Here is a 21,123-nt window from a genome sequence, read left to right as displayed (position 1 = left end):
TTTTTTCGCTTTTAGTCTGCATTCAAAGCATTGTAGACCAATAATACATTTTGATTCAACACTCTGTCACCTTCTGAAAGTCCGGAACGGACATAACATTCCTTACTCAGCTGTTTGTAAACATCAATCTCCTTAATCGATAAACGGTGGTCCGTAGCCACTGCCACAACATAGTTTTTCCCTCCTTCGAATATCAGGGCATGTGCATCGATCCGGGGCATTTGTTTCCCGGACGACTTACACTCCACACCGACATTGGTAAACATACCCGGCTTCAGCAAGTAATCTTCATTACACAATTTAATGCGCACATTCATCGTCTTACTTTCGGTATCCAGCATGTGATAGACTTTATCGATACTTCCGGAAAAGACCTTATCGGGATAAGCCAAGGTAGTGATATGTACGGGTGCTCCTTCAACTACTCTGCTAATATCACTTTCATAAACATCTGCCATCACCCATACATTTTCCAGGCCGGAAACAGTGAATATCTCCTCACTCTGATCGGAGCGGAGTTGCATGTCTTTACTCACCTTTTTGTCTACAATAAAACCGGAAACCGGAGATTTGATTTCGTAAAATGATCGACCGCTGAAATGGTTGATGGAAAAGATTTCTTTGATGCGGTTCTCTTCCGCCTCTGCATTAGCCAATTCCTGTCGCACCTGCAATACGTCTTTATCAGACGCCAAGCCTGAATCGAACATATCCTGAGTGGCATCCATATTTCTACGGGCAATGATAACCTGCTGGTTTGCTTCCTTCATTTGTTTCTCGTAGTCAGCCACTTCACCGCTACGGATCACCGCAAGTATATCTCCTTTTCGTACGTAATCCCCTACTTCGGCATGAAGCTCCGCCACAGTACCGCCAAACATAGGATAAATGTGCGCTACCTGCTCCTGATTGAAAGTCACACGCCCGTTTAGAACCAGTTCATCCGTCACATCATGCAGACGTACCGTATCGACAGAGACTATTTTCAGTAAACTATCTGTCAGACATAAGTTTGTATGCACCTCAGATTGCTTCATCTTTGATGAACAACCTCCCAACCCCAGAATCAATATACATGGAAAGTATTTTGTCCAATTCATAAATTATATGGATTTAATTATTAAAGACATGTTGCCCGACTACTGCATTCAGATTCTCAATGCCGAGAAATACGTTTTTCTTTATATCATAAAGCTGAATGCAGGTCTCTTTATAGCTATCGTAAAAATCGATAAACTCTAAAAGACTGATATTACGTTTGATAAAGTTTTCATTGGCTCCGGCTATCAGTTTCTCAAAGTTATGTTCCAATCTCCCATCCACTGACCGATAAAGCTTGAACGCTTTATCTAAGGCAGTATAGGCAGCATACAGTTCTGTCTCAGCTTTACTGCGAATATATTCCTGCTCCCGGCCTGCCTTCAGGAGATTGAAGCGTGCCATCTTGATATTCCCTTGGTTACGGTTAAAGATAGGAACAGACATACTAAACCCGATAGCGAAATAATTATTAATAAAATTACCTTGACGATCATAGTTACCTTTCACTGAAAATTCGGGAAAGGCCAACGATTTCTGTAATTTCAGATCGGCTTGCGAAGCAATGATATTACTACGTGCCATCTTTTGGTCAGGCCTCACGGATACCATCTCTTGTAAACCGGCATAAGACAATCCATTTATGGTCAAACGTTCAAGCGAACCTTCATCTACTATTGGCTCAGTGCGAAAATCAATGGGCAAGTTCAATAATAAATTCAACTCTCCCCGCCGTGATAGATAATGGCTCTCACATTCGCTCATATCCTTTTTCAAGGAGAACAGCATTGACTCGAGACGGGTCATCTCCATTAAAGAAACATTCCCCTTCACATGCTGTTCCTTAATGCCTGCCAACAAATGTTCAAGCGAACTGACCTCTTTATCATAAACCGATAATGACTTTGACAGATAGTAAACTTCGATAAAAGCTTCCCCAAGCTCCTGACGTAAAGTCCGCATTACCTCCTCAAACTGATAGCCGGCAATTTCCCGGTTTATTTTCTCCAACCGTATTTGCTTATTCCGTTGTCCGGCAAGACGGATCACCTGTTCTATCTCTACAACAGATTCACCGCTCTTACCAAAATCAAAATAAGTGCCATTAAGCCGGTTGTAAACATTTTGTTCGAATGAGATCACCGGGTTATCAAATAATCGAGCTTGAAGCAACCTGGCTTGTGCCATATCTATATTGTAGCGTTCGGCCAATAGGGATAAATTACATTTCAGGAAACGTTGCTCGGCCTCTTTCAGCGTCAAGCTCCCGGAGGGTTGCTGTGCTCCGGCAATTCCGAAAAATCCAAGAAAAAAGAGAATAAAAAACTTTCTGGTCATAGTCCTTGTTATTTTGATGACAAAAGTACAATTCACACTTCACGCAGACCGTTTGAAAGCAATTATAAGATACTCAGATGAGATTAGAAAGTTATTAGAAAGCGGAAAAAGCAGGACAAGGAAGAATTGCTAATACAATAGGAGAAATAGCTATCTGCCAATAACTCCGATCTTCCTATCTTTGCAACATCAAAGAAACAAACAAGTAGTAACCCTTTAAAAAATAGAAATATGAAAGTCATCGATTTAACCAAAGAAAGTTTTGTAGAAAAGGTTGCAGATTATCAAGGATATCCGAAAGAATGGAAGTTTAAAGGCAACAAGCCCTGCCTGGTAGATTTTCATGCTCCCTGGTGTGTATATTGCAAAGCACTGTCACCCATACTGGATCAACTGGCTGTAGAATATAATGGTAAAATAGATATTTATAAAGTGGATGTAGATCAGGAACCGGAATTGGAAGCGGCTTTTGCCATTCGTACAATCCCTAATCTGCTGCTTTGTCCTGTTGGAGGAGAACCGACCATGAAATTAGGAACCATGAATAAAACGCAACTAAAAGCGTTAATAGAAGAGGCACTATTATAATTTACCTGACTAAGCATTGGGTACGTCAGTCAACCACGGTAAAACGTAAGCTGACTGACGTACAAATCTTATGATTCTTTTTTTTCGGTAGCAAGTACCAGCCTTATATCTGCATATGAAACCTCATCACCCAAAGCAGCTTTAATTGCCGTAAGTCCTTTGTCACTTCCATTAGCTTGCACATAACGGGTAATTTTCATAATCTTTTCTTTCGGAACGAGCTGCTCTATCTTAACTGCTCCCAAGCGTACATAATGCTCCAGATGTCCGGCTACAGTCCCTGAAACCAACTCACGTTCCTTGGCTATCTCTTCGATATTTTTCCCCTGCCTGAAAAGACGATAGGTTATCTCTTTGGTGTCAAGTTTTGGCTCCTTCACGGGTTTAGTTTCTTTTAGAGGCTTTGGCTCTTTCGGTTCCTTAGTTTCTTTTTTGAGGGTCAATGTTATTGCAGGCATTGGTGGACGTTCTATTCCCTGTTCCTTTACATATCGGCTCACCATTTCAAGCAAAACATCGCCGTACTTTTCGGCACCACGCTTCCCAAAATATGGAATACGCACTAACGAAGCCGTATCACAGGGCAATAAATTCACAATGCCCAGTATTGCTTTCTGTTGTATAACAGTGTAAACAGGAAGATTAGCTTTCGAAGCTTCTGAATTTCTCCATGCAATCAACTGTTTATACAGTTCCGGATGTAGGATATCGGTAGGAACTTCTATTTTTTCAGCAGTTCGGGGTTTACGTTCTGATCTTCCGGACGAGGATGTACTTTCTCCTCCGGAAACGGATAAGGTCAGGACAGCCTTATGTTTTAGAAAAGCTGATACGGTAAAACCTTCTTTTTCGGTATAATAGAGTGTTCCCAGCTTCACATGGAGTGTCGTCTTCAATGTATCTAACGCTTCGGAAAATTTCTTTTTCAGTTCTTTATTATCCGTTTCTACCTTTGTAGAAACCATCAGTGGGTTTAACAAATCCTCCAGGTGTTTACGGAAATAATGGGCACCGGCCACAATTCGTTCATTCAGTTTCGGATTTGCGTCATAGTCCTCCACCTCCATCAACAGAGTCGAATATTGCAACTTGAAAGTATCGGCAACCTTCATTATCTGAGCTTTATACAGATCGATCGTTTCTTTATACCGTTCCAGCAACTTTGGATAGAGTCGGTATAAGTGTTCATCGAGCAGACGCAGAACACGTGCGAAATGTTGCTCAAGAGGATGAAAATCGAATTGTTCACATAGCAACTCGTAGAAATAATGTTGACGCAGCAGAGCCAGCTTATGCTTATCAGGGGTCAGTTCTCCGGCATTACGGGTGAATTCGTCAATCGTGTCGTCACTGATAATAGACTCTCTCCTTAAAGGAGAACTGAGTACCAGTCCCTGAAGAGATTTACAACGACTCAGCGCAACATAAACCTGCCCATGAGCAAAAGAAGCGTTTGCATCAATGATGGCACGTTCAAAAGTCAAACCCTGACTTTTATGGATCGTTATAGCCCATGCCAAACGAATAGGATACTGCCGGAAAGTACCTTCAACCTCTTCCGTTATCTCTTTCGTCTGCGGATTCAGACTGTATTTACTATTTGTCCATTCTTCCGTTTCAAGTAAAAAGTCCTGCGATTCTCCATTTCCTTTCACCCGGATGCCATCTTTACCAACAGCCGTAACCAAACCGATCATTCCATTATAATATCGATGTTCCCCGGAAGAGTCGTTTTTAATAAACATAATCTGAGCCCCTTCCTTGACAGTGAGCATTTCATCCGCCGGATAAGCCGATTCCGGGAAAGTACCTTCTACCCTCGCCTGAAAGCTGAAAGCTCTGCCGGAAAGAGAAAGCAGCTGTCTGTCATTATATTGCTGGGCCTGATAATTATGTGTCGTCAGCCGGATGTACCCTTCTTCTTCTCTCGGACGAAACTCCGGAAGATAACGTTTATTCAATTCTTCCAGCACAGATTCGTCGGCCTCTTTGTCTCTGATTTTATTTAATAATCCGACAAAAGCCGTATCGCTCTGTCGATAGACTTTCTTCAACTCTATAGTGATATATTCAGTCTCTTTCAGTGAATGACTGCCAAAGAAAAATGCCGTGTCATAATAAGAGGTCAACAAGTTCCAGTCTTCTTCCTTTACTACCGGAGCCAACTGCTGTAAATCGCCTATCATCAGAAGTTGAACACCTCCAAAAGGTTTCGAACGATCCCGATAACGACGCAACACTGCATCCACCGCATCAAGTTGATCGGCACGTACCATACTGATTTCATCGATCACCAACAGGTCCATGCTACGGATAATATTGATTTTTTCTTTCCCGAATTTATGGAAGCTTTGTTGGGCAGAATTGAATGTACTCTCCGGAATATATGGCGCAAAGTTTAATTGGAAAAAAGAGTGTATGGTGACACCTCCGGCATTAATGGCAGCAATCCCCGTAGGAGCGACCACTACCATGCGTTTGGGAGTTAATTCCTTTAACCGACGAAGGAAGGTTGTTTTTCCGGTTCCGGCTTTTCCTGTCAGAAACAGATGGGTACCGGTATTTTCAATGACTTGCCAGGCTAATTCTAATTCGTGATTTTCTTCCATGAAATAATACTTTGCTACAAAGTTATAGCAAAAGAAAGAAGAAACCAATATAATAATAAGTTATTTTGCCACAGAAGATACAAAGGCTACGGACGATGATTGGTTGTCAGTTTCTTCATTGATAACAACTCCGCAACCTTTGTGCCCCCTGTGGAAAGTTTAAGCCATACTACCGCCCACAATATCAAGCAACTCGTTTGTAATGGCTTGCTGGCGGGTCTTATTATACTGCTTTGTCAGTTCCTGAATCAGTTCATTGGCATTATCCGTTGCTATTTGCATAGCTAAAGTACGTGCGGCATGTTCGGATGCATTAGAATCGAGAGCAGCCGTAAAGATCTTTTGACTCAAAACCTGCGGAATCAGATCCGCTATCAACTGGGCTGCGGAAGGTTCTATGATATAGTCATTTACCATTCCGGTTTTCCCGTCTTCATTCTGAACGGCAGACAGATCAATCGGCAAGTATCTTTCACGCAACAGCTCCTGTATTCCCATCGATCTGAAATGATGATAAATCAACTCCACCCGGTCGATGTTCTTCTCCAGAAAAAGTTCCATCAACAATCTGGCCAACGCAGCAGCTTCATCGTACGAAGGCTTATCTGCCAGTCTCTGATAGCTCCCTTGAGAAAAAAATCCTAATTTTTTCACAGCTTCCTCTATTTTCTTGCCAACCGGATAGATCAGGATATTATCCTGCCCCAGCTCACGATATTCTCCAACCGTCTGCAAAAACATCTTTAGTACGTTCGCATTGAAAGCACCACATAAAGAGCTGTTGGAAGAGAAAGCTACAATAGCAATACGCTTGACAGGGCGTTCCGCACAGAATGGAGACTCTACCGGAAGGTCAGCACTTAGAAAGTTGGTCAATATCTTATTCAGTTTCCTCTGATAAGGCAGCATGTTTTCAATGGCTCCCTGTGCCTTGTGTAACTTGGCAGAAGCCACCATCTTCATTGCTGAAGTGATTTTTCGGGTACTCTGTACCGAATTTATTCTGGTTTTTACTTCTTTTAGTGAAGCCATAGTCTTTATGGTTTATAATTAACTAAACTGTTTCGCAACCATCGTTGCTGTTTCCTCAATCGCTTTCGTTACTTCATCATTGATTACTCCTGTCTTCAATACGTCCAGTACATCCGACTGATGATCGAGAGCGAGTGTATTGAGAAATGCCGCCTCAAAGTCTTCTACCTTATCCAGTGGAACATTTCTCAGCAATCCGTTGATACCACAATAGAGAATCGCAATCTGCTTCTCTACCGGCATCGGAGAATATTGAGGTTGAACCAATAAACGGGCATTCTTTTGTCCTTTGTCAATGGTCAGTGCGGTAACCGGATCCATGTCTCCGCTAAATTTGGAGAATGCTTCCAGTTCACGATATTGCGCCTGGTCTATTTTTAACGTACCGGCCACTTTTTTCATAGCCTTAATCTGAGCATTACCTCCCACACGGGAAACTGAGATACCGACATTGATAGCCGGACGGTTACCTTGATTGAATAAATCCGTATCAAGGAATATCTGACCGTCTGTAATGGAAATCACATTAGTCGGAATATAGGCAGAAACGTCTCCGGCCTGTGTTTCGATAATAGGCAATGCTGTCAGTGAACCTCCGCCTTTCACTTTTCCTTTCAGACTCTCGGGCAAGTCGTTCATTTCACGAGCCACCTCTTCCTGATTGATAATCTTGGCTGCACGTTCCAGCAAACGGGAATGCAAATAGAAGATATCACCCGGATAAGCTTCACGACCGGAAGGACGACGGAGAATCAAAGATACTTCACGATAAGATACCGCCTGTTTGGACAAGTCATCATAAACCACCAACGCATGACGACCGGTATCACGGAAATACTCACCGATAGCAGCCCCTGCAAACGGAGCGAAATATTGAAGTGCAGCAGGATCTCCGGCTGTGGCAGCTACTACAATAGTGTAATCCATCGCACCATATTGGCGTAAAGTATTCACAATAGAAGCCACTGTAGATCCTTTCTGTCCGATAGCTACATAAATGCAATATACCGGATCGCCCGCTTCGTAATTACTACGCTGGTTTATTATCGTATCAATAGCTATCGATGTTTTTCCCGTCTGCCGGTCACCGATAATCAACTCACGCTGTCCACGACCGATAGGAATCATTGCATCAACTGCTTTCAGACCTGTTTGCAACGGCTGATTTACCGGCTGACGATAGATTACCCCCGGAGCTTTACGCTCCAAAGGCATTTCATAGAGTTCACCGCCGATCAATCCTTTTCCGTCCAACGGTTCTCCCAACGGATCGATAACGCGTCCCAACATACTTTCTCCCACACGGATAGAAGCGATTCGTTTGGTACGTTTCACTGTGAAACCTTCCTTGATCTTATCCGTAGGTCCGAGCAAGACGGCACCCACATTATCTTCTTCCAGGTTCATAACAATGGCCTTGATACCATTATCAAACTCAAGCAGTTCGTTGGCCTCGGCATTGCGCAGACCGTAAATACGTACCACACCATCACTCACCTGCAGCACCGTACCGATTTCATCAAGCTGCACCTTGGTCTCGATTCCTTCAAGCTGTTGGCGCAGAATCTCAGATACTTCGCTTACTCTTATATTTTCAGACATAATTTTTCACTAATTATACAATTCTTCGATTCTTATCAATGAACTGTTGTTTCACTTTCTTCAACTGTGTAGCGATACTGGCATCAAGTCGGTAATCGTTAATATCGAAAACAAAGCCACCTTCTATAGAAGGGTCGATCACTGTTTCCAACTCCATATACGCATGCAAAATATGTGCAGCAGTTTGTCGGATACGCTCTTCAGTAGCCTTATCTACCGGGACAGCAGTGATCAGTTTACCTACACCAATATGCTTCTTCTTCCGGTAAAGATCCAGATACATCAGACTCATGAACTGCAGATAAGTCTCCCTTCTCTCCTTGAGTACCAGACGGACAAAACGAATAAACTCTTCACTCGGTTTATTGTCTCCATCGGCTGCCGTACAGATCAGACTGAACTTTTCGTCAACAGAAACAATGGGATTATCAAGTACGGCACAAAATCCCTTCACTGTACGGAAACTGTGTGCCAGCGTGACAAGTTCATGATATAGCCTGTCTTCCGCTCCTCTCTCTTCCGCATAAGCCATCAGAGCTTTCGCATACCGCATTGAAATTATTCCGACTTCCATTTTCTCTTAGTTCTTCGTTAATACTTCATCAAGCATACGGTCTATCATTCCCATCTGCTCTTGTTTATCAGCCAGATTCTTACGAATAACTTTCTCAGCTATATCCACAGATAGAAGAGCTACCTGACGACGAATATCGCGTATGGCTTCTTCCTTTTCAATCTGAATCTGTCGTTTCACTTCGTCCAGTTCTTTCTGGGCAGCTATTTCAGCTTGTTTGCGGGCCTCGTAAATAATTTTCTCACGTTCCTGCATAGCCTCTTTCATGATACGTCCCTGTTCCTTATTAGCGGCAGCCACAATAGCTTCGCCCTCCTCTTTCAGTCGTGACAACTGGGCGTTTGCTTCTCTGGCTACCTCCAATGATTCGTCGATATAGGTTTTACGGCCTTCCACCATCTTAATGATGACGGGGAAGCCGTATTTAGCCAATACCGCGAATACAATTCCAAAAGAAAGGAGCATCCAGAATATCAGGCCACTATCGGGTAGTAACAATGACATAATCTTCTTTGTTTATTATAAGAAAAGTACTAACAGACAAACAACCAATGCCAACAATGCCACACCTTCTACCAAAGCAGCAGCAATAATCATATTCATACGAATATCTCCCGATGCCTCCGGTTGACGTGCAATACCTTCCATGGCCGAGCCACCAATCTTACCAATACCGATACCTGCTCCGATAACAGCTAAACCAGCTCCGAGGGCAGCTCCCAATTTACTCAATCCTACTCCTGCAGCAGCAGCTTGCAATAATACTGATAGTAACATAATTTTCAGTTTTAAAATGGTTTATATTATTCTTTTACTTCTTCTTTTTTACCGCCTTCCTGAGCCAGTCCGATAAATACAGCCGATAACATTGTAAACACATAGGCCTGAATAAAGGCAACCAACACTTCGAGCAAATTCATAAAGATGTTGAACAGCACCGAAGCCACCGTAAGCGAACCGTTAATGGCAGGCCCCATACTTGCCGATATAAATATCAAACAGGTAAGAACCAACATAGCCATGTGTCCGGACAACATATTGGCAAACAAACGGATCATCAATGCGAACGGTTTCGTAAATACACCGAAAAATTCGATAAATGGCATCATGGGTATAGGCACTTTCAGCCACCAGGGAACATCGGGCCAGAAAACATCTTTCCAGTAGTGTTTCGTCCCGAATATATTAACGATGACAAATGTAAATAAAGCCAATACCAGCGTTATAGCGATATTTCCGGTCACATTCGCTCCTCCCGGGAAAATCGGTATCAGTCCCATGATGTTATTGATGAAAATAAAGAAAAAGGCTGTCAACAAATAAGGAGCGAACTTTTTATAGTTAGGCCCTACACAACTCTTAATCACATCATCATGGATCATCATAATAAACATCTCCATAAAACCAACAAATCCGCCAGGGGCATAAGCTCCCTGTTCACGCTTACGATACCAATGCGCCACACTAAGGATGATTATTAATAAGATAGCACTATTGATAAAAAGAGATAAAGTAACCTTAGTAATAGAAATATCCCATGGTCGAACCTCTTCTCCCGCCGCATTACGTTCTACAATTTTGCCTTCGTACCTGCTTCCGGCAGGAGCGATATAGAATCCTTCGTATTTACCGTCATTCTCTTCAAGGCGCGATGACAAAAAAGCATGCCAACCTGAAGTTTCGCTATATACGATAATCGGCAATGGAATACAGATAGAGGTTTTTCCTATATTTGTGATGTGCCATTCGTAGGAGTCGCCGATATGACCGAATACAATGCCTTTTACATCTACCTGATTTGCCTCCTGATTGATTGTGTCTTTCCCCACAATAATCTCTTGCTGTAAAGCAGTGGCGGTATCGCCCTCCACAGGCTCTTGTGCAGAGACCATAACAGGCAACAGACCTCCTATCAGGATCAACATTCCGGTAACTATGTTACGCAACTGTTTCATATTTTTTTGATTTCTTTTTTAGTTTCTGATTCCATTCGAAAACGAAGAAAAACCAGCTTTCATATATAAGGTAGCCCAGATAGAATGCCAGAAATGTCAGCAGAAATTCCACAGCAGAATCGGGCACAGCCACACAGTAGATTATCAACAGAAAGACTGATATAATCATCTTCAGAACCTTTGCTACCAAAAAAAGCATCACCATCTTGTCCGGTGCATGACGCCTGCAGGCATCAAACATATAAATGTAAAATACACCGAATATATAAAAGTATACCGGTATCAACGGATAACCTCCGAAATAGTGTCCGGGCTCAAGATAATGCAAAACCAAAGCTCCCAACCCACCTCCGACAAGAGTCAAAATGGTAAGATAACTCAGGAAATTGCGTTTTGTAATGCTCATATTCATAGTAAAAACAGGTTCTTGTGTGGATCAAGGTCAGGATACACAAACGGAAGCTTCTCCGTTACTTAGCTCCACAAAACCGCTGTGAATATCCAACGTATGCTCTTCGCCATCCGTTGTCGTGTAACTGACTGTTCCTTCTTGCAGAGAAGAGACAATCGGCGCATGCTGCGCCAAAATGGAAAATACCCCACTGGTTCCCGGAAGAGTAACACTCTTCACTTCACCATCAAATACCTCCTTTTCCGGCGATACAATATTCAAATGCAGTTCTTTCATGATTCCTTATTTTATTTATTGGCTTGCTCAAGCAACTTCTTACCCTTTTCAATAGCTTCTTCTATCGTACCTACATTTAAGAATGCCGGTTCGGGCAGATAATCCACTTCACCGTCCAAAATCATCTTAAACCCTTTGATGGTGTCTTCAATAGAGACCATTGCTCCCGGCACACCGGTAAACTGTTCGGCTACAGTAAACGGCTGAGACAGGAAACGTTGTACCCTGCGCGCACGGTTCACAACCAAACGATCGGCATCGGACAGCTCCTCCATACCCAAGATGGAAATGATATCCTGCAATTCCTTGTTTCGTTGCAGAATCTGCTTCACACGCTGAGCCACATCATAATGCTCTTGCCCCACAATATGTGGGTCAAGGATACGAGAAGTAGATTCCAACGGGTCTACAGCCGGATAAATTCCGAGTTCAGTGATTTTTCGGCTCAATACAGTTGTTGCATCCAAGTGAGTAAAAGTGGTTGCCGGTGCAGGGTCGGTCAAGTCGTCAGCCGGCACATATACAGCCTGCACCGAAGTGATGGAGCCCGTCTTGGTTGAAGTGATTCGCTCTTGCATAGCACCCATTTCCGTAGCTAATGTAGGTTGATAACCTACGGCAGAAGGCATACGTCCTAACAAAGCTGAGACCTCGGATCCTGCCTGAGTAAAACGGAAAATATTATCAATGAAAAACAAGATATCCCTGGCACCCGACTTGGCCCCCATATCCCGGAAAGATTCGGCAACAGTCAGTCCCGACAGCGCAACCGAAGCACGTGCACCGGGAGGTTCATTCATTTGTCCGAACACCAATGTAGCCTGCGATTTCTCTACTTCGTTATAATCTACTTTCGAAAGGTCCCAGTGTCCTTTTTCCATACTTTCTTTAAAAGCCTCTCCATAACGGATTACACCCGATTCAATCATTTCACGAAGCAAGTCATTACCTTCACGGGTACGTTCTCCTACCCCGGCAAATACGGAAAAACCATTATGCTTCTTTGCAATGTTATTGATGAGTTCCATAATAAGTACCGTCTTACCTACTCCGGCACCACCAAACAGACCAATTTTACCTCCTTTTGAATAAGGTTCAAGCAGGTCGATCACCTTTATTCCGGTGAACAACACTTCCTGTACGGTGGTTAAATCTTCAAATTTTGGGGGATCACGGTGAATGGAATAGGCACCCTCACGATTGAGTTCTTTCATTCCGTCAATAGAATCGCCGACTACGTTCATCAAACGTCCTTTGATTTGTTCACCTACCGGCATTGTGATAGGACCTCCTGTAGGAAATACCTTCATCCCGCGTTGTAAGCCGTCGGTACTATCCATGGCCACGGTACGAACAGTATTTTCACCAATGTGTTGTTGTACTTCTACAATCAGCTTTTTGCCGTTGTGCCTTTTTATCTCCAATGCGTCGTGGATACTTGGCAATATCAAGTCCGATTCTGTACCTTCAAAATACACATCGACCACAGGGCCAATTACCTGAGAGATATGTCCTATAATCTGTGACATAAGCAATCTTTTTATATATTATTCTTCTAATACTCTAAAGCGTTATAGCATGGTAAGTCGCGTTTTTACCAGTTTCACTATTAACATAACGTTCGATATTCGGTTTTGTTCACACAGATAGTTAAACAAACAACTTCGCAAATGTAGAAACTTTTTTTTCCCGTTGTACCATTTTTCTATATTTTCTCTTTAGATAACATTCATTAAACTTACAGCAGCGTGAAAATGAACATTATTAGTGCCCTTTTTACTGTTATACAAAGTATGTTCAGGCAAATAGGCACTGTTCTCAATCTAACAAGGCGACCTATCGAGTTTTCAAGTACCTATAGTGTTTTCAGTCAATTAGTCAAATGTTAGATAGTACAACATGCAACGAGTTTTATATTGATAAAAGAGAGTTGTGTTTGAGGGTCATTTTTCGGTCTCTGCAGACTTAACCGGGCAGAGTATTAACAATTGCAAAAGAGCAGAAAAAGACAGAGGCATAGACTAATAAAAAGACAGGTCTCTGCCACCTCTTAAGCGACAAAGACCTGTTATTGGATTTTCAGAAAGAAACCTCCGTATTTAATATACCTCTACTTTATCAGCTATTCGTTTTGCCTTATCACGCAAAGCATCCAGATCAGAACCGTTCGGAGCATAACAGAGTACTACCCCCATACGGCGATTCACACGTGTATATGGCTTACCAAATATACGCAGATAGGTGTCCTCTTCTATGGTAACTTCCTCCATGCCTCTATACTGCGGACGTTCCTGGCTGGCAATCGGTGAAAGAATAACAGCACTCGCTCCTATTCTCTCCTGCTTTATACCCGGAATGGGTAATCCTAATACGGCACGTAAGTGAAGTTCAAATTCATTCAGGTTTTGTGTTCCCGCCAATGTTACCATTCCTGTATCGTGCGGACGCGGAGACAGTTCTGAGAAGTAAACCCCATTTTCATGACTCAGGAAGAATTCAACTCCCCATAATCCGGCACCGGTCAATGCGCGGGTTACTTTTTCAGCCATCTCTTCCGCTTCCTTCAGATGTGCCAGGTCAATGTGTGCGGGCTGAAAACTTTCACGATAGTCTCCTCCCTTCTGTACATGTCCGATAGGCGGACAAAATAGTGTCGGACCATTCTTCTGAGTTACCGTGAGCAAAGTTATTTCACTATCGAATTTGATAAACTCTTCAATAATCAGTTCACGAATATCTCCGCGGCTGCCGCTACAACCATACTCCCAGGCATGCTCCAACTCAGCAGCACTTTTTACCAGCGACTGCCCTTTGCCCGATGATGACATTAAAGGCTTCACAACACAGGGAAAACCTATCTTCGCAGCAGCTTCCTTCAATTCCTCCAACGATTTGGCATAATAGTATTTCGCAGTTTTCAGCCCCAATTCCTTAGCGGCCAAATCACGGATGGCTTTGCGGTTCATGGTATAATTCACTGCACGGGCACTCGGCACTACCTGAATGCCTTCCTTCTCGAAATCGTATAAACGTTCCGTACGGATGGCTTCAATTTCGGGGACGATAATATCCGGCCGGTGTTTCTTTACAATACGCTCCAGTTCTTCACCGTTCAGCATATCGAAAACTTCATATTCATCGGCTACCTGCATAGCAGGTGCTCCGGCATACGAATCACAAGCAATGGTGTATTGACCTTTACGTTGAGCAGAAATTACAAACTCCTTTCCCAGTTCGCCCGATCCGAGTAAAAGTATTTTCTTCATGATTGAATATTTTAAGATATAATGACGCAAAAATACTACTTTTCTTCCAATAAATCCCGAACGAGCTACTAAATGATTGCAATAAAGGAAAGAAAAAGGGAACAGTATAAAAAATGATTAACAAGTAAAAGGTCTGCAAAACATATTCAAGAGAAAACTCTCCTCCTAAAAGAAGAATGGAGTATTTCCACTTCATAGAACATCGCTGATTTTCAACCACTTAAAGCACACATAGAAAGGGATTATACGAAGTTAATATCGTATTTGCAGGAAGTTAACTTCTCGACTTTACGATATTAACTTCGTATAATTACGTTATTAACATCGTATACAACAGGATGTTAACTTCATAAACGGCATAAAATAATTTCTAATATAGAGACAAATACAAGAATGGGTGGCCAAAACAAAGTGTTAATTATTGGTCTAATTACACAAAAAAGAATATTTAAAAGGATGAAAAGAACCGAATATAGCATATTATCCGGAATTAATGCCTTACTTTGCAAAACCAAACAATAAGAGGTTTTTATTGGTCTAACTCTCACATGTATTTCCTCAATGTTCGCATTGAGAACTTTCATTTCTGATTTACACTTCCTAAAGCTTTATTGTTATTTTATTAATTTTTTATTTTTGTATATTTATGAATATGTACATTGGAAATCTTAGCTATAATGTTAAGGAGTCAGATTTGAGACAAGTTATGGAAGAGTATGGAACAGTAGAATCAGTAAAACTGATCACAGATCGCGAAACAAGAAGATCTAAAGGTTTTGCTTTTGTTGAAATGCCGGAATCTTCAGAAGCCAGCAATGCCATTAAAGAATTGAACGGAGCAGAATATGCCGGTCGTCCGATGGTAGTAAAAGAAGCTTTACCAAGAAACTGATCTGATAAGCAATAGAATAAGAGAAAAGGGATGTCAATTGACATCCCTTTTTATTTCCCCCTCAACTATTGGTGTTGTTCACGCAACAGATCATTTACCGTCTTCACCGGATTAAATGTAGAAAGTGGTACTTCCACAAATACCGTACTCCAATCACTCATGGCACCATTCCACAGGCCGGGAAGCTCAAGAGCTTTCAAGTCTTTACCACTCTTCGACTTATAAGATATGAAGCCTGTGGCTTTATCCACGTATCTTACCAGATCATACTTATGTCCTTTGTAATCACGTACCGCACAAACCAAATCTACCGGATTGAAGTGGGTACCTTTCTCAAACATTTCTTTAGCTTCCGGATTATTCATATCGATCTGTGAACTTTCAAGGATTTGCAATGAAATCGTTCCGTCACTGTTATAAGCAAGGAACGGACCGCCACCCGGTTCACCCACATTCTTCACCATACCACAAACACGCATCGGGCGGTTCAATTTATTCTTCAGATAGATGACCAATTCAGCATCTTCCAGATCCTTCGTTTCTGGATTCTTGCAGAAAAGTTTCTTCTGCACAAATTGCAGAATATCCATTACCTGTTCGTGTGTGTAACGACCGCTATCCAAAAGTTCCAGATATTCAAAAGCCTGCTTCTGGAGGGATACCAGTACACCGGCAATCAATTTCTTATAAAGCACCGTATCACCTTTTAATCTGTCCGGAACGACATTGTCTATATTCTTAATAAAAATCACATCCGCATCCAAATCGTTCAGGTTCTCAATCAGTGCTCCATGACCACCGGGGCGGAACAAAAGCTTGCCATTATCGCGGAAAGGCTGGTTTTCCATATCAGCCGCAATCGTATCGGTACTTGGTTTCTGCTCGGAAAAACTAATATTATAATCTACTCCATAACGTTTGGCAAAGGCATCGGCTTTCTCGGCTACCAATGATTTAAAGAGTTCACGATGTTCGGTTGAAACAGTAAAGTGGACATTCACCTTTCCGCTTTTACCGGCAGCGTACATAGCACCCTCCGCCAAATGCTCTTCAAGCGGAGTACGTGAGCCTTCTTCGTACTTATGGAACTTGAGCAAACCTTTCGGAAGTGCACCATAGTTTAATCCCGCTATGTTCAGCAATCCTGAAACAACTGCCTTGTAGTCGCCATCTGCAATCAAACCGGGAATGTCTTTACCTTCTATCCTCATACAAGCAGTATTCAGATCATCATAGAAAGCAAATTTCTCAATTGAGGCAAAGAACGTTTGTTCGAACTTTGTAGTCGGCTCAGCATAGTCAGCATCCAGGAATTCAAAAAGATTTTTGAACATACGGCTGGCAGCACCCGAAGCGGGTACAAACTTTACAATCGTTTTGTCAGAATTGGTATAAGCATCCCAGGCTGCGAGATAAGCTTTCTGTTCTTCGGCATCGGGAACCAAAATACCTTTTTCTACAGATGCGGCAGCATCTAATTTCAAATAAGGAAAGCCTTTTTGGAAACAAGTCAACTGTTCAGCGATTTGTACTTCCGAAATGCCTTTTTGGGCAAGCAATTCTTTGTCTTCAGGTGTTATCATACTATCTAATTTTATTAATTCATGCCCAAAAATACAAAAAAAGGAAGAGGACACCCTACAAAACCCGGAAAAAAACTATCTTTACCGACGATAAATTTGAGCTGCTTATGGAAAGAGATGAATTCTTTACGAAAGAAGAGAGAGAATTATTGTTCTCACTATACAAAAAACTACTGCGCCTCACCGGAGAAACCTTACAAAAAGGAGACTGCAGAAAGCTGAAAAAGCACCTTATCGACTCCACACAGAACAATGCGATGCAAAGGGACAGTTTCGGTCTGAATCCTGTCATCAAAGATATGCAGACTGCTGTAATCGTGGCCGAAGAAATCGGTATGAAACGGGCATCTATTCTGGGTATCATGTTACACACACCGGTGCGTTGTCACTCGTATACAATAGAATATATTCAACAGGAGTATGGTGAAGATGTAGCCGGAATTATCCGGGGACTCATTAAGATTAATGACCTTTACGATAAGAGTCCGACTATCGAATCGGAAAATTTCCGTAACCTGTTGTTGTCTTTTGCCGAAGACATGCGTGTGATCCTGATCATGATTGCCGACCGTGTAAACGTGATGCGGCAAATAAAGGATGCCGAGAATGACGAGGCCCGCAGACGAGTGGCTAATGAAGCCGCCTATCTGTACGCTCCGTTGGCTCACAAACTGGGATTGTATAAACTGAAATCGGAGCTGGAAGATTTGTCATTGAAGTACACCGAACATGACATTTATTACCACATCAAAGAGAAACTGAACGAAACGAAAAAGTCACGTGACCGTTATATTGCCAACTTCATCGCTCCGATACAACGGAAACTGGAGGAAGCGGGACTGCATTTTCACATGAAAGGACGCACCAAATCCATTCATTCCATCTATCAGAAAATGAAGAAACAGAAATGCCAGTTCGAAAACGTGTATGACTTGTTTGCCATACGTATCATTCTGGAATCCCAGTTCGAAAAAGAAAAGCAGGAATGCTGGCAGGCTTACTCCATTGTGACGGATATGTATCAACCTAATCCGAAACGTCTGCGTGACTGGCTGTCGGTTCCCAAAAGCAATGGTTACGAATCATTGCACATCACTGTAATGGGGCCGGAAGGAAAATGGGTCGAAGTGCAAATCCGTACGGAACGTATGGACGAGATAGCCGAGCGCGGACTGGCCGCACATTGGAGATACAAAGGCGTGAAAGGTGAAAGCGGGCTGGACGAATGGCTGACTTCAATACGCGAAGCATTGGAGAATACAGAAAACGACCTGGAAATGATGGATCAGTTTAAACTGGATCTGTATGAAGACGAGGTATTTGTGTTTACGCCGAAAGGAGACCTCTTCAAACTGGCAAAAGGAGCTACGGTACTCGATTTCGCTTTCCACATTCACAGCAAATTGGGGTGTAAGTGCATCGGTGCAAAGGTGAACGGTAAAAATGTACAGCTGAGACAAAAGTTGAATAGCGGAGACCAGGTAGAGATTATGACATCGAACACACAGACTCCGAAACAGGACTGGCTGAACATTGTCACTACCTCAAAAGCCCGTACGAAGATCCGCCAGGCCCTGAAGGAAATGGTGGCACGCCAGCACGATTTCGCCAAAGAAACATTGGAACGGAAATTCAAAAACCGGAAGATGGAATATGACGAAGCAGTAATGATGCGTCTGATCAAACGCCTGGGATTCAAGAATGTGACAGAGTTTTATCAGAATATTGCCGACGAAGTGCTTGACGTGAACGACATTCTGGATAAATACATCGAACAACAGAAACGGGACGGTGAACGTGATGAAGTGATCTACCGCAGTGCCGAAGAATACAACCTGCAAAACCAGATAGACGAAACCACTGTCACTAAAGAGGATGTACTCGTCATTGACCAAAACCTGAAAGGACTGGACTTCAAGTTGGCCAAATGTTGCAACCCCATATATGGAGACGACGTATTCGGATTTGTCACTGTATCCGGAGGTATCAAGATTCACCGCAACGACTGCCCCAATGCGGGACAGATGCGCGAACGTTTCGGATACCGTATTGTCAAAGCACGCTGGGCCGGAAAATCGGAAGGTACTCAATATCCGATCACACTCCGTGTAGTGGGTCATGATGACATCGGTATTGTGACCAATATCACCTCTATCATATCAAAAGAGAATGGCATCTCACTGCGTTCCATTGGAATTGATTCGAACGACGGACTCTTCTCGGGCACACTGACCATTATGGTGAGTGACACCGGACGACTGGAGGCACTGATTAAAAAGCTACGCACAGTGAAAGGTGTAAAACAGGTTAGCAGAAACTGAGAATGGAAAAATTCAGTATAAAAAAAAGGATACAAAGCTTCGGATATGCCTGGAAAGGCATTCGGAGTTTTGTAAGCAAAGAGCATAATGCCTGGATACACTGTGTGGCAATCATCACAGTAACAATTGCCGGATTTTACTTCGGTATCACCCGGAACGAATGGATAGCCATCATACTTTGTTTCGGAATGGTACTGGCAGCGGAGGGATTCAATACAGCTATAGAAAGATTAGTCAACCTCGTATCCCCGGAACACAATCCGATTGCAGGTGATGTGAAAGATATTGCGGCAGGTGCAGTGCTGATATGTGCCATAGTTGCCGCCATCATAGGAGTCATTATCTTCATGCCTTATGTGCTTGCGGTTTTATTGTGCAACATGGGATAGACAATAAAAACGAACTCCGTAGTTTTGCGACAATTCATCACCAAACTACGGAGTCTGTTTTTCAGATATACATATATCGTTTATCTCACCTTCTTCCTTTTAAAATAAGGATATGTAATCAGGACAAAGAAAGCCAGAGCCACGATTGCCGCCAACAATCCTACCCGACAAACCACATGTTCATTAGCTGTGAGATGTAAGTGACAGGCAGATGCAATACCTAAGCCGACTCCAAGTTCCCATGCAAGTAAATGAGTCGTATTGGCCGTGCCACGCTGGCAATGTTGAGACAGCTTGACAAACATCATCAAGAATTCCGGAGTAACCAATCCAAGTCCTAATCCCATCAATATTGCTGCCGGGACATTCCAACCGGTTTCAGGAGAAAACAACAAAGCCATCGCTCCGATCATTGTTATCAACCCGGTGACTATCTGCAGCCATATCTTGTTATCATAACGGAAAAACAGTCTCACCACCATTACTGACAAGAGAAAACCGACTCCGGCCAAAGCAAAGAAAGGTATCAGTTCACCTCCTACCGGCACATCACTTGGCGCACCGGCAAGCACAGGAAGCAACAATCCGGGCACAAAAGCGATCAACATCAGGTTAAATGCCGGAATAAATCCACGGGGAAGCAGAAAACGGTCCATCGAACAAACTTTCATCCCTATTGGTGCACGGAAAGGCACATATACCCTCGACACAAACAGCATTCCCAAGGCTCCCGATGCGACAGAAACATATAACAGAGTTTCAAAGCCATGTGTCCGGAATAAAAACACTCCCAACGCTGTCCCTATAATCATCCCCAGACGTGCTGCCCAAGAAAAGACTACATTGCCGGCACTGCGAAAAGTGGAATTGGTGACATCAATGGCCAATGTAATGCCTGCCGTAGCAGCCATTCCAAAGGAGATTCCCTGTACCAAGCAAAGCAACAACAGATGTGTGGCACTTTGCACAAGTGTGTAACCGGCAGTCGCCGCTACCATTATCCCAAACGAAAGCATACATATATATTTTCGCTTATAGACATCGACCAGATACGCATGAAACGGGCCGATAAAAAACATGGCAAGCGTAAAAAGTATATATATTCCCCCCGTCTGACTGACTGGCACGCCCAAACGTGAAGCCATCACTACCGGAAGCACAGGGTACAACAGGTACAGGGATATGAACAACAATAAATTAGCAAGGCATATCCGCATAAAATGCAATGTCCATAATTTAGTTGCCATA

At 42.8% G+C, this 21,123-nt stretch carries 19 protein-coding genes; 4 read left to right on the top strand and 15 right to left on the bottom strand.

The window, feature by feature from the left end; all coding sequences use genetic code 11:
- Nucleotides 1-11: 11 nt before the first annotated feature.
- Together ISX59_RS01450 and ISX59_RS01445 are read right to left on the bottom strand one after the other, a co-directional pair.
- Nucleotides 12-1,100, bottom strand: coding sequence for an efflux RND transporter periplasmic adaptor subunit (locus ISX59_RS01450; RefSeq protein ID WP_005777548.1), 1,089 nt, complete (start codon nucleotides 1,098-1,100; stop codon nucleotides 12-14).
- 13 nt (nucleotides 1,101-1,113) lie between these two features.
- The gene (locus ISX59_RS01445; protein WP_005777546.1) at nucleotides 1,114-2,376 is read right to left on the bottom strand and encodes a TolC family protein; all 1,263 of its coding nucleotides are present in this window, start codon (nucleotides 2,374-2,376) and stop codon (nucleotides 1,114-1,116) included.
- Nucleotides 2,377-2,607: 231 nt separating this feature from the next.
- Here ISX59_RS01445 and ISX59_RS01440 point away from each other — a divergent pair, with 231 nt between their 5' ends.
- Nucleotides 2,608-2,964, top strand: a complete 357-nt coding sequence (locus tag ISX59_RS01440) for a co-chaperone YbbN (protein WP_005777545.1) — start codon at nucleotides 2,608-2,610, stop codon at nucleotides 2,962-2,964.
- Nucleotides 2,965-3,032: 68 nt separating this feature from the next.
- Here the strand turns inward: ISX59_RS01440 and ISX59_RS01435 are convergent, their stop codons facing one another.
- From ISX59_RS01435 to purT, 11 genes are all read right to left on the bottom strand, one after another.
- A complete protein-coding gene (locus ISX59_RS01435; RefSeq protein ID WP_195341114.1) occupies nucleotides 3,033-5,573 on the bottom strand; it encodes a helix-turn-helix domain-containing protein in 2,541 nt (846 codons plus the stop codon).
- 159 nt (nucleotides 5,574-5,732) lie between these two features.
- The gene (locus ISX59_RS01430) at nucleotides 5,733-6,605 is read right to left on the bottom strand and encodes a F0F1 ATP synthase subunit gamma (protein ID WP_005777539.1); all 873 of its coding nucleotides are present in this window, start codon (nucleotides 6,603-6,605) and stop codon (nucleotides 5,733-5,735) included.
- An 18-nt stretch (nucleotides 6,606-6,623) separates the two neighbouring features.
- Nucleotides 6,624-8,207, bottom strand: coding sequence for a F0F1 ATP synthase subunit alpha (atpA, locus tag ISX59_RS01425; protein WP_005777536.1), 1,584 nt, complete (start codon nucleotides 8,205-8,207; stop codon nucleotides 6,624-6,626).
- A gap of 13 nt (nucleotides 8,208-8,220) precedes the next feature.
- Nucleotides 8,221-8,781, bottom strand: coding sequence for a F0F1 ATP synthase subunit delta (locus ISX59_RS01420; RefSeq protein WP_005777534.1), 561 nt, complete (start codon nucleotides 8,779-8,781; stop codon nucleotides 8,221-8,223).
- Nucleotides 8,782-8,787: 6 nt separating this feature from the next.
- Nucleotides 8,788-9,285: a F0F1 ATP synthase subunit B gene (gene atpF / locus ISX59_RS01415; protein WP_005777532.1), complete on the bottom strand. Its 498-nt coding sequence runs from the start codon at nucleotides 9,283-9,285 to the stop codon at nucleotides 8,788-8,790.
- 15 nt (nucleotides 9,286-9,300) lie between these two features.
- Nucleotides 9,301-9,558, bottom strand: coding sequence for an ATP synthase F0 subunit C (gene atpE / locus ISX59_RS01410; protein WP_005777530.1), 258 nt, complete (start codon nucleotides 9,556-9,558; stop codon nucleotides 9,301-9,303).
- Between the two features lie 26 nt (nucleotides 9,559-9,584).
- A complete protein-coding gene (gene atpB / locus ISX59_RS01405; RefSeq protein ID WP_195341115.1) occupies nucleotides 9,585-10,736 on the bottom strand; it encodes a F0F1 ATP synthase subunit A in 1,152 nt (383 codons plus the stop codon).
- Nucleotides 10,720-11,148, bottom strand: coding sequence for a hypothetical protein (locus ISX59_RS01400; RefSeq protein ID WP_005777520.1), 429 nt, complete (start codon nucleotides 11,146-11,148; stop codon nucleotides 10,720-10,722). The genes atpB and ISX59_RS01400 overlap by 17 nt, the downstream gene beginning before the upstream one ends.
- A gap of 30 nt (nucleotides 11,149-11,178) precedes the next feature.
- Nucleotides 11,179-11,424: an ATP synthase F1 subunit epsilon gene (gene atpC, locus ISX59_RS01395; RefSeq protein ID WP_005805723.1), complete on the bottom strand. Its 246-nt coding sequence runs from the start codon at nucleotides 11,422-11,424 to the stop codon at nucleotides 11,179-11,181.
- A gap of 11 nt (nucleotides 11,425-11,435) precedes the next feature.
- Nucleotides 11,436-12,953, bottom strand: coding sequence for a F0F1 ATP synthase subunit beta (gene atpD, locus ISX59_RS01390; RefSeq protein ID WP_005777517.1), 1,518 nt, complete (start codon nucleotides 12,951-12,953; stop codon nucleotides 11,436-11,438).
- 570 nt (nucleotides 12,954-13,523) lie between these two features.
- Nucleotides 13,524-14,690: a formate-dependent phosphoribosylglycinamide formyltransferase gene (gene purT / locus ISX59_RS01385; protein ID WP_032542312.1), complete on the bottom strand. Its 1,167-nt coding sequence runs from the start codon at nucleotides 14,688-14,690 to the stop codon at nucleotides 13,524-13,526.
- 646 nt (nucleotides 14,691-15,336) lie between these two features.
- Between purT and ISX59_RS01380 the strand changes: the two genes are divergently transcribed.
- The gene (locus ISX59_RS01380) at nucleotides 15,337-15,582 is read left to right on the top strand and encodes an RNA-binding protein (RefSeq protein ID WP_005805721.1); all 246 of its coding nucleotides are present in this window, start codon (nucleotides 15,337-15,339) and stop codon (nucleotides 15,580-15,582) included.
- 65 nt (nucleotides 15,583-15,647) lie between these two features.
- On the opposite strand, the gene ISX59_RS01375 is transcribed toward ISX59_RS01380, so the two are convergent.
- The gene (locus ISX59_RS01375) at nucleotides 15,648-17,165 is read right to left on the bottom strand and encodes a DUF4301 family protein (RefSeq protein WP_220575582.1); all 1,518 of its coding nucleotides are present in this window, start codon (nucleotides 17,163-17,165) and stop codon (nucleotides 15,648-15,650) included.
- Between the two features lie 107 nt (nucleotides 17,166-17,272).
- Between ISX59_RS01375 and ISX59_RS01370 the strand changes: the two genes are divergently transcribed.
- Both ISX59_RS01370 and ISX59_RS01365 read left to right on the top strand, forming a co-directional pair.
- Complete coding sequence (locus ISX59_RS01370) at nucleotides 17,273-19,486, top strand: bifunctional (p)ppGpp synthetase/guanosine-3',5'-bis(diphosphate) 3'-pyrophosphohydrolase (protein WP_005805717.1); 2,214 nt, start codon at nucleotides 17,273-17,275, stop codon at nucleotides 19,484-19,486.
- Between the two features lie 2 nt (nucleotides 19,487-19,488).
- The gene (locus ISX59_RS01365) at nucleotides 19,489-19,875 is read left to right on the top strand and encodes a diacylglycerol kinase family protein (protein ID WP_022011731.1); all 387 of its coding nucleotides are present in this window, start codon (nucleotides 19,489-19,491) and stop codon (nucleotides 19,873-19,875) included.
- A gap of 80 nt (nucleotides 19,876-19,955) precedes the next feature.
- Here ISX59_RS01365 and ISX59_RS01360 read toward each other — a convergent pair whose 3' ends face one another.
- The gene (locus ISX59_RS01360; RefSeq protein WP_005777500.1) at nucleotides 19,956-21,122 is read right to left on the bottom strand and encodes an MFS transporter; all 1,167 of its coding nucleotides are present in this window, start codon (nucleotides 21,120-21,122) and stop codon (nucleotides 19,956-19,958) included.
- Nucleotide 21,123: the final 1 nt, after the last annotated feature.

The organism is Bacteroides sp. FSHCM14E1, from assembly GCF_019633785.1.
GTDB classification, from domain to species: domain Bacteria; phylum Bacteroidota; class Bacteroidia; order Bacteroidales; family Bacteroidaceae; genus Bacteroides; species Bacteroides hominis.
Note: the sequence above shows the minus strand (reverse complement) of the source record. Positions and strands in the feature narration are given on the sequence as shown.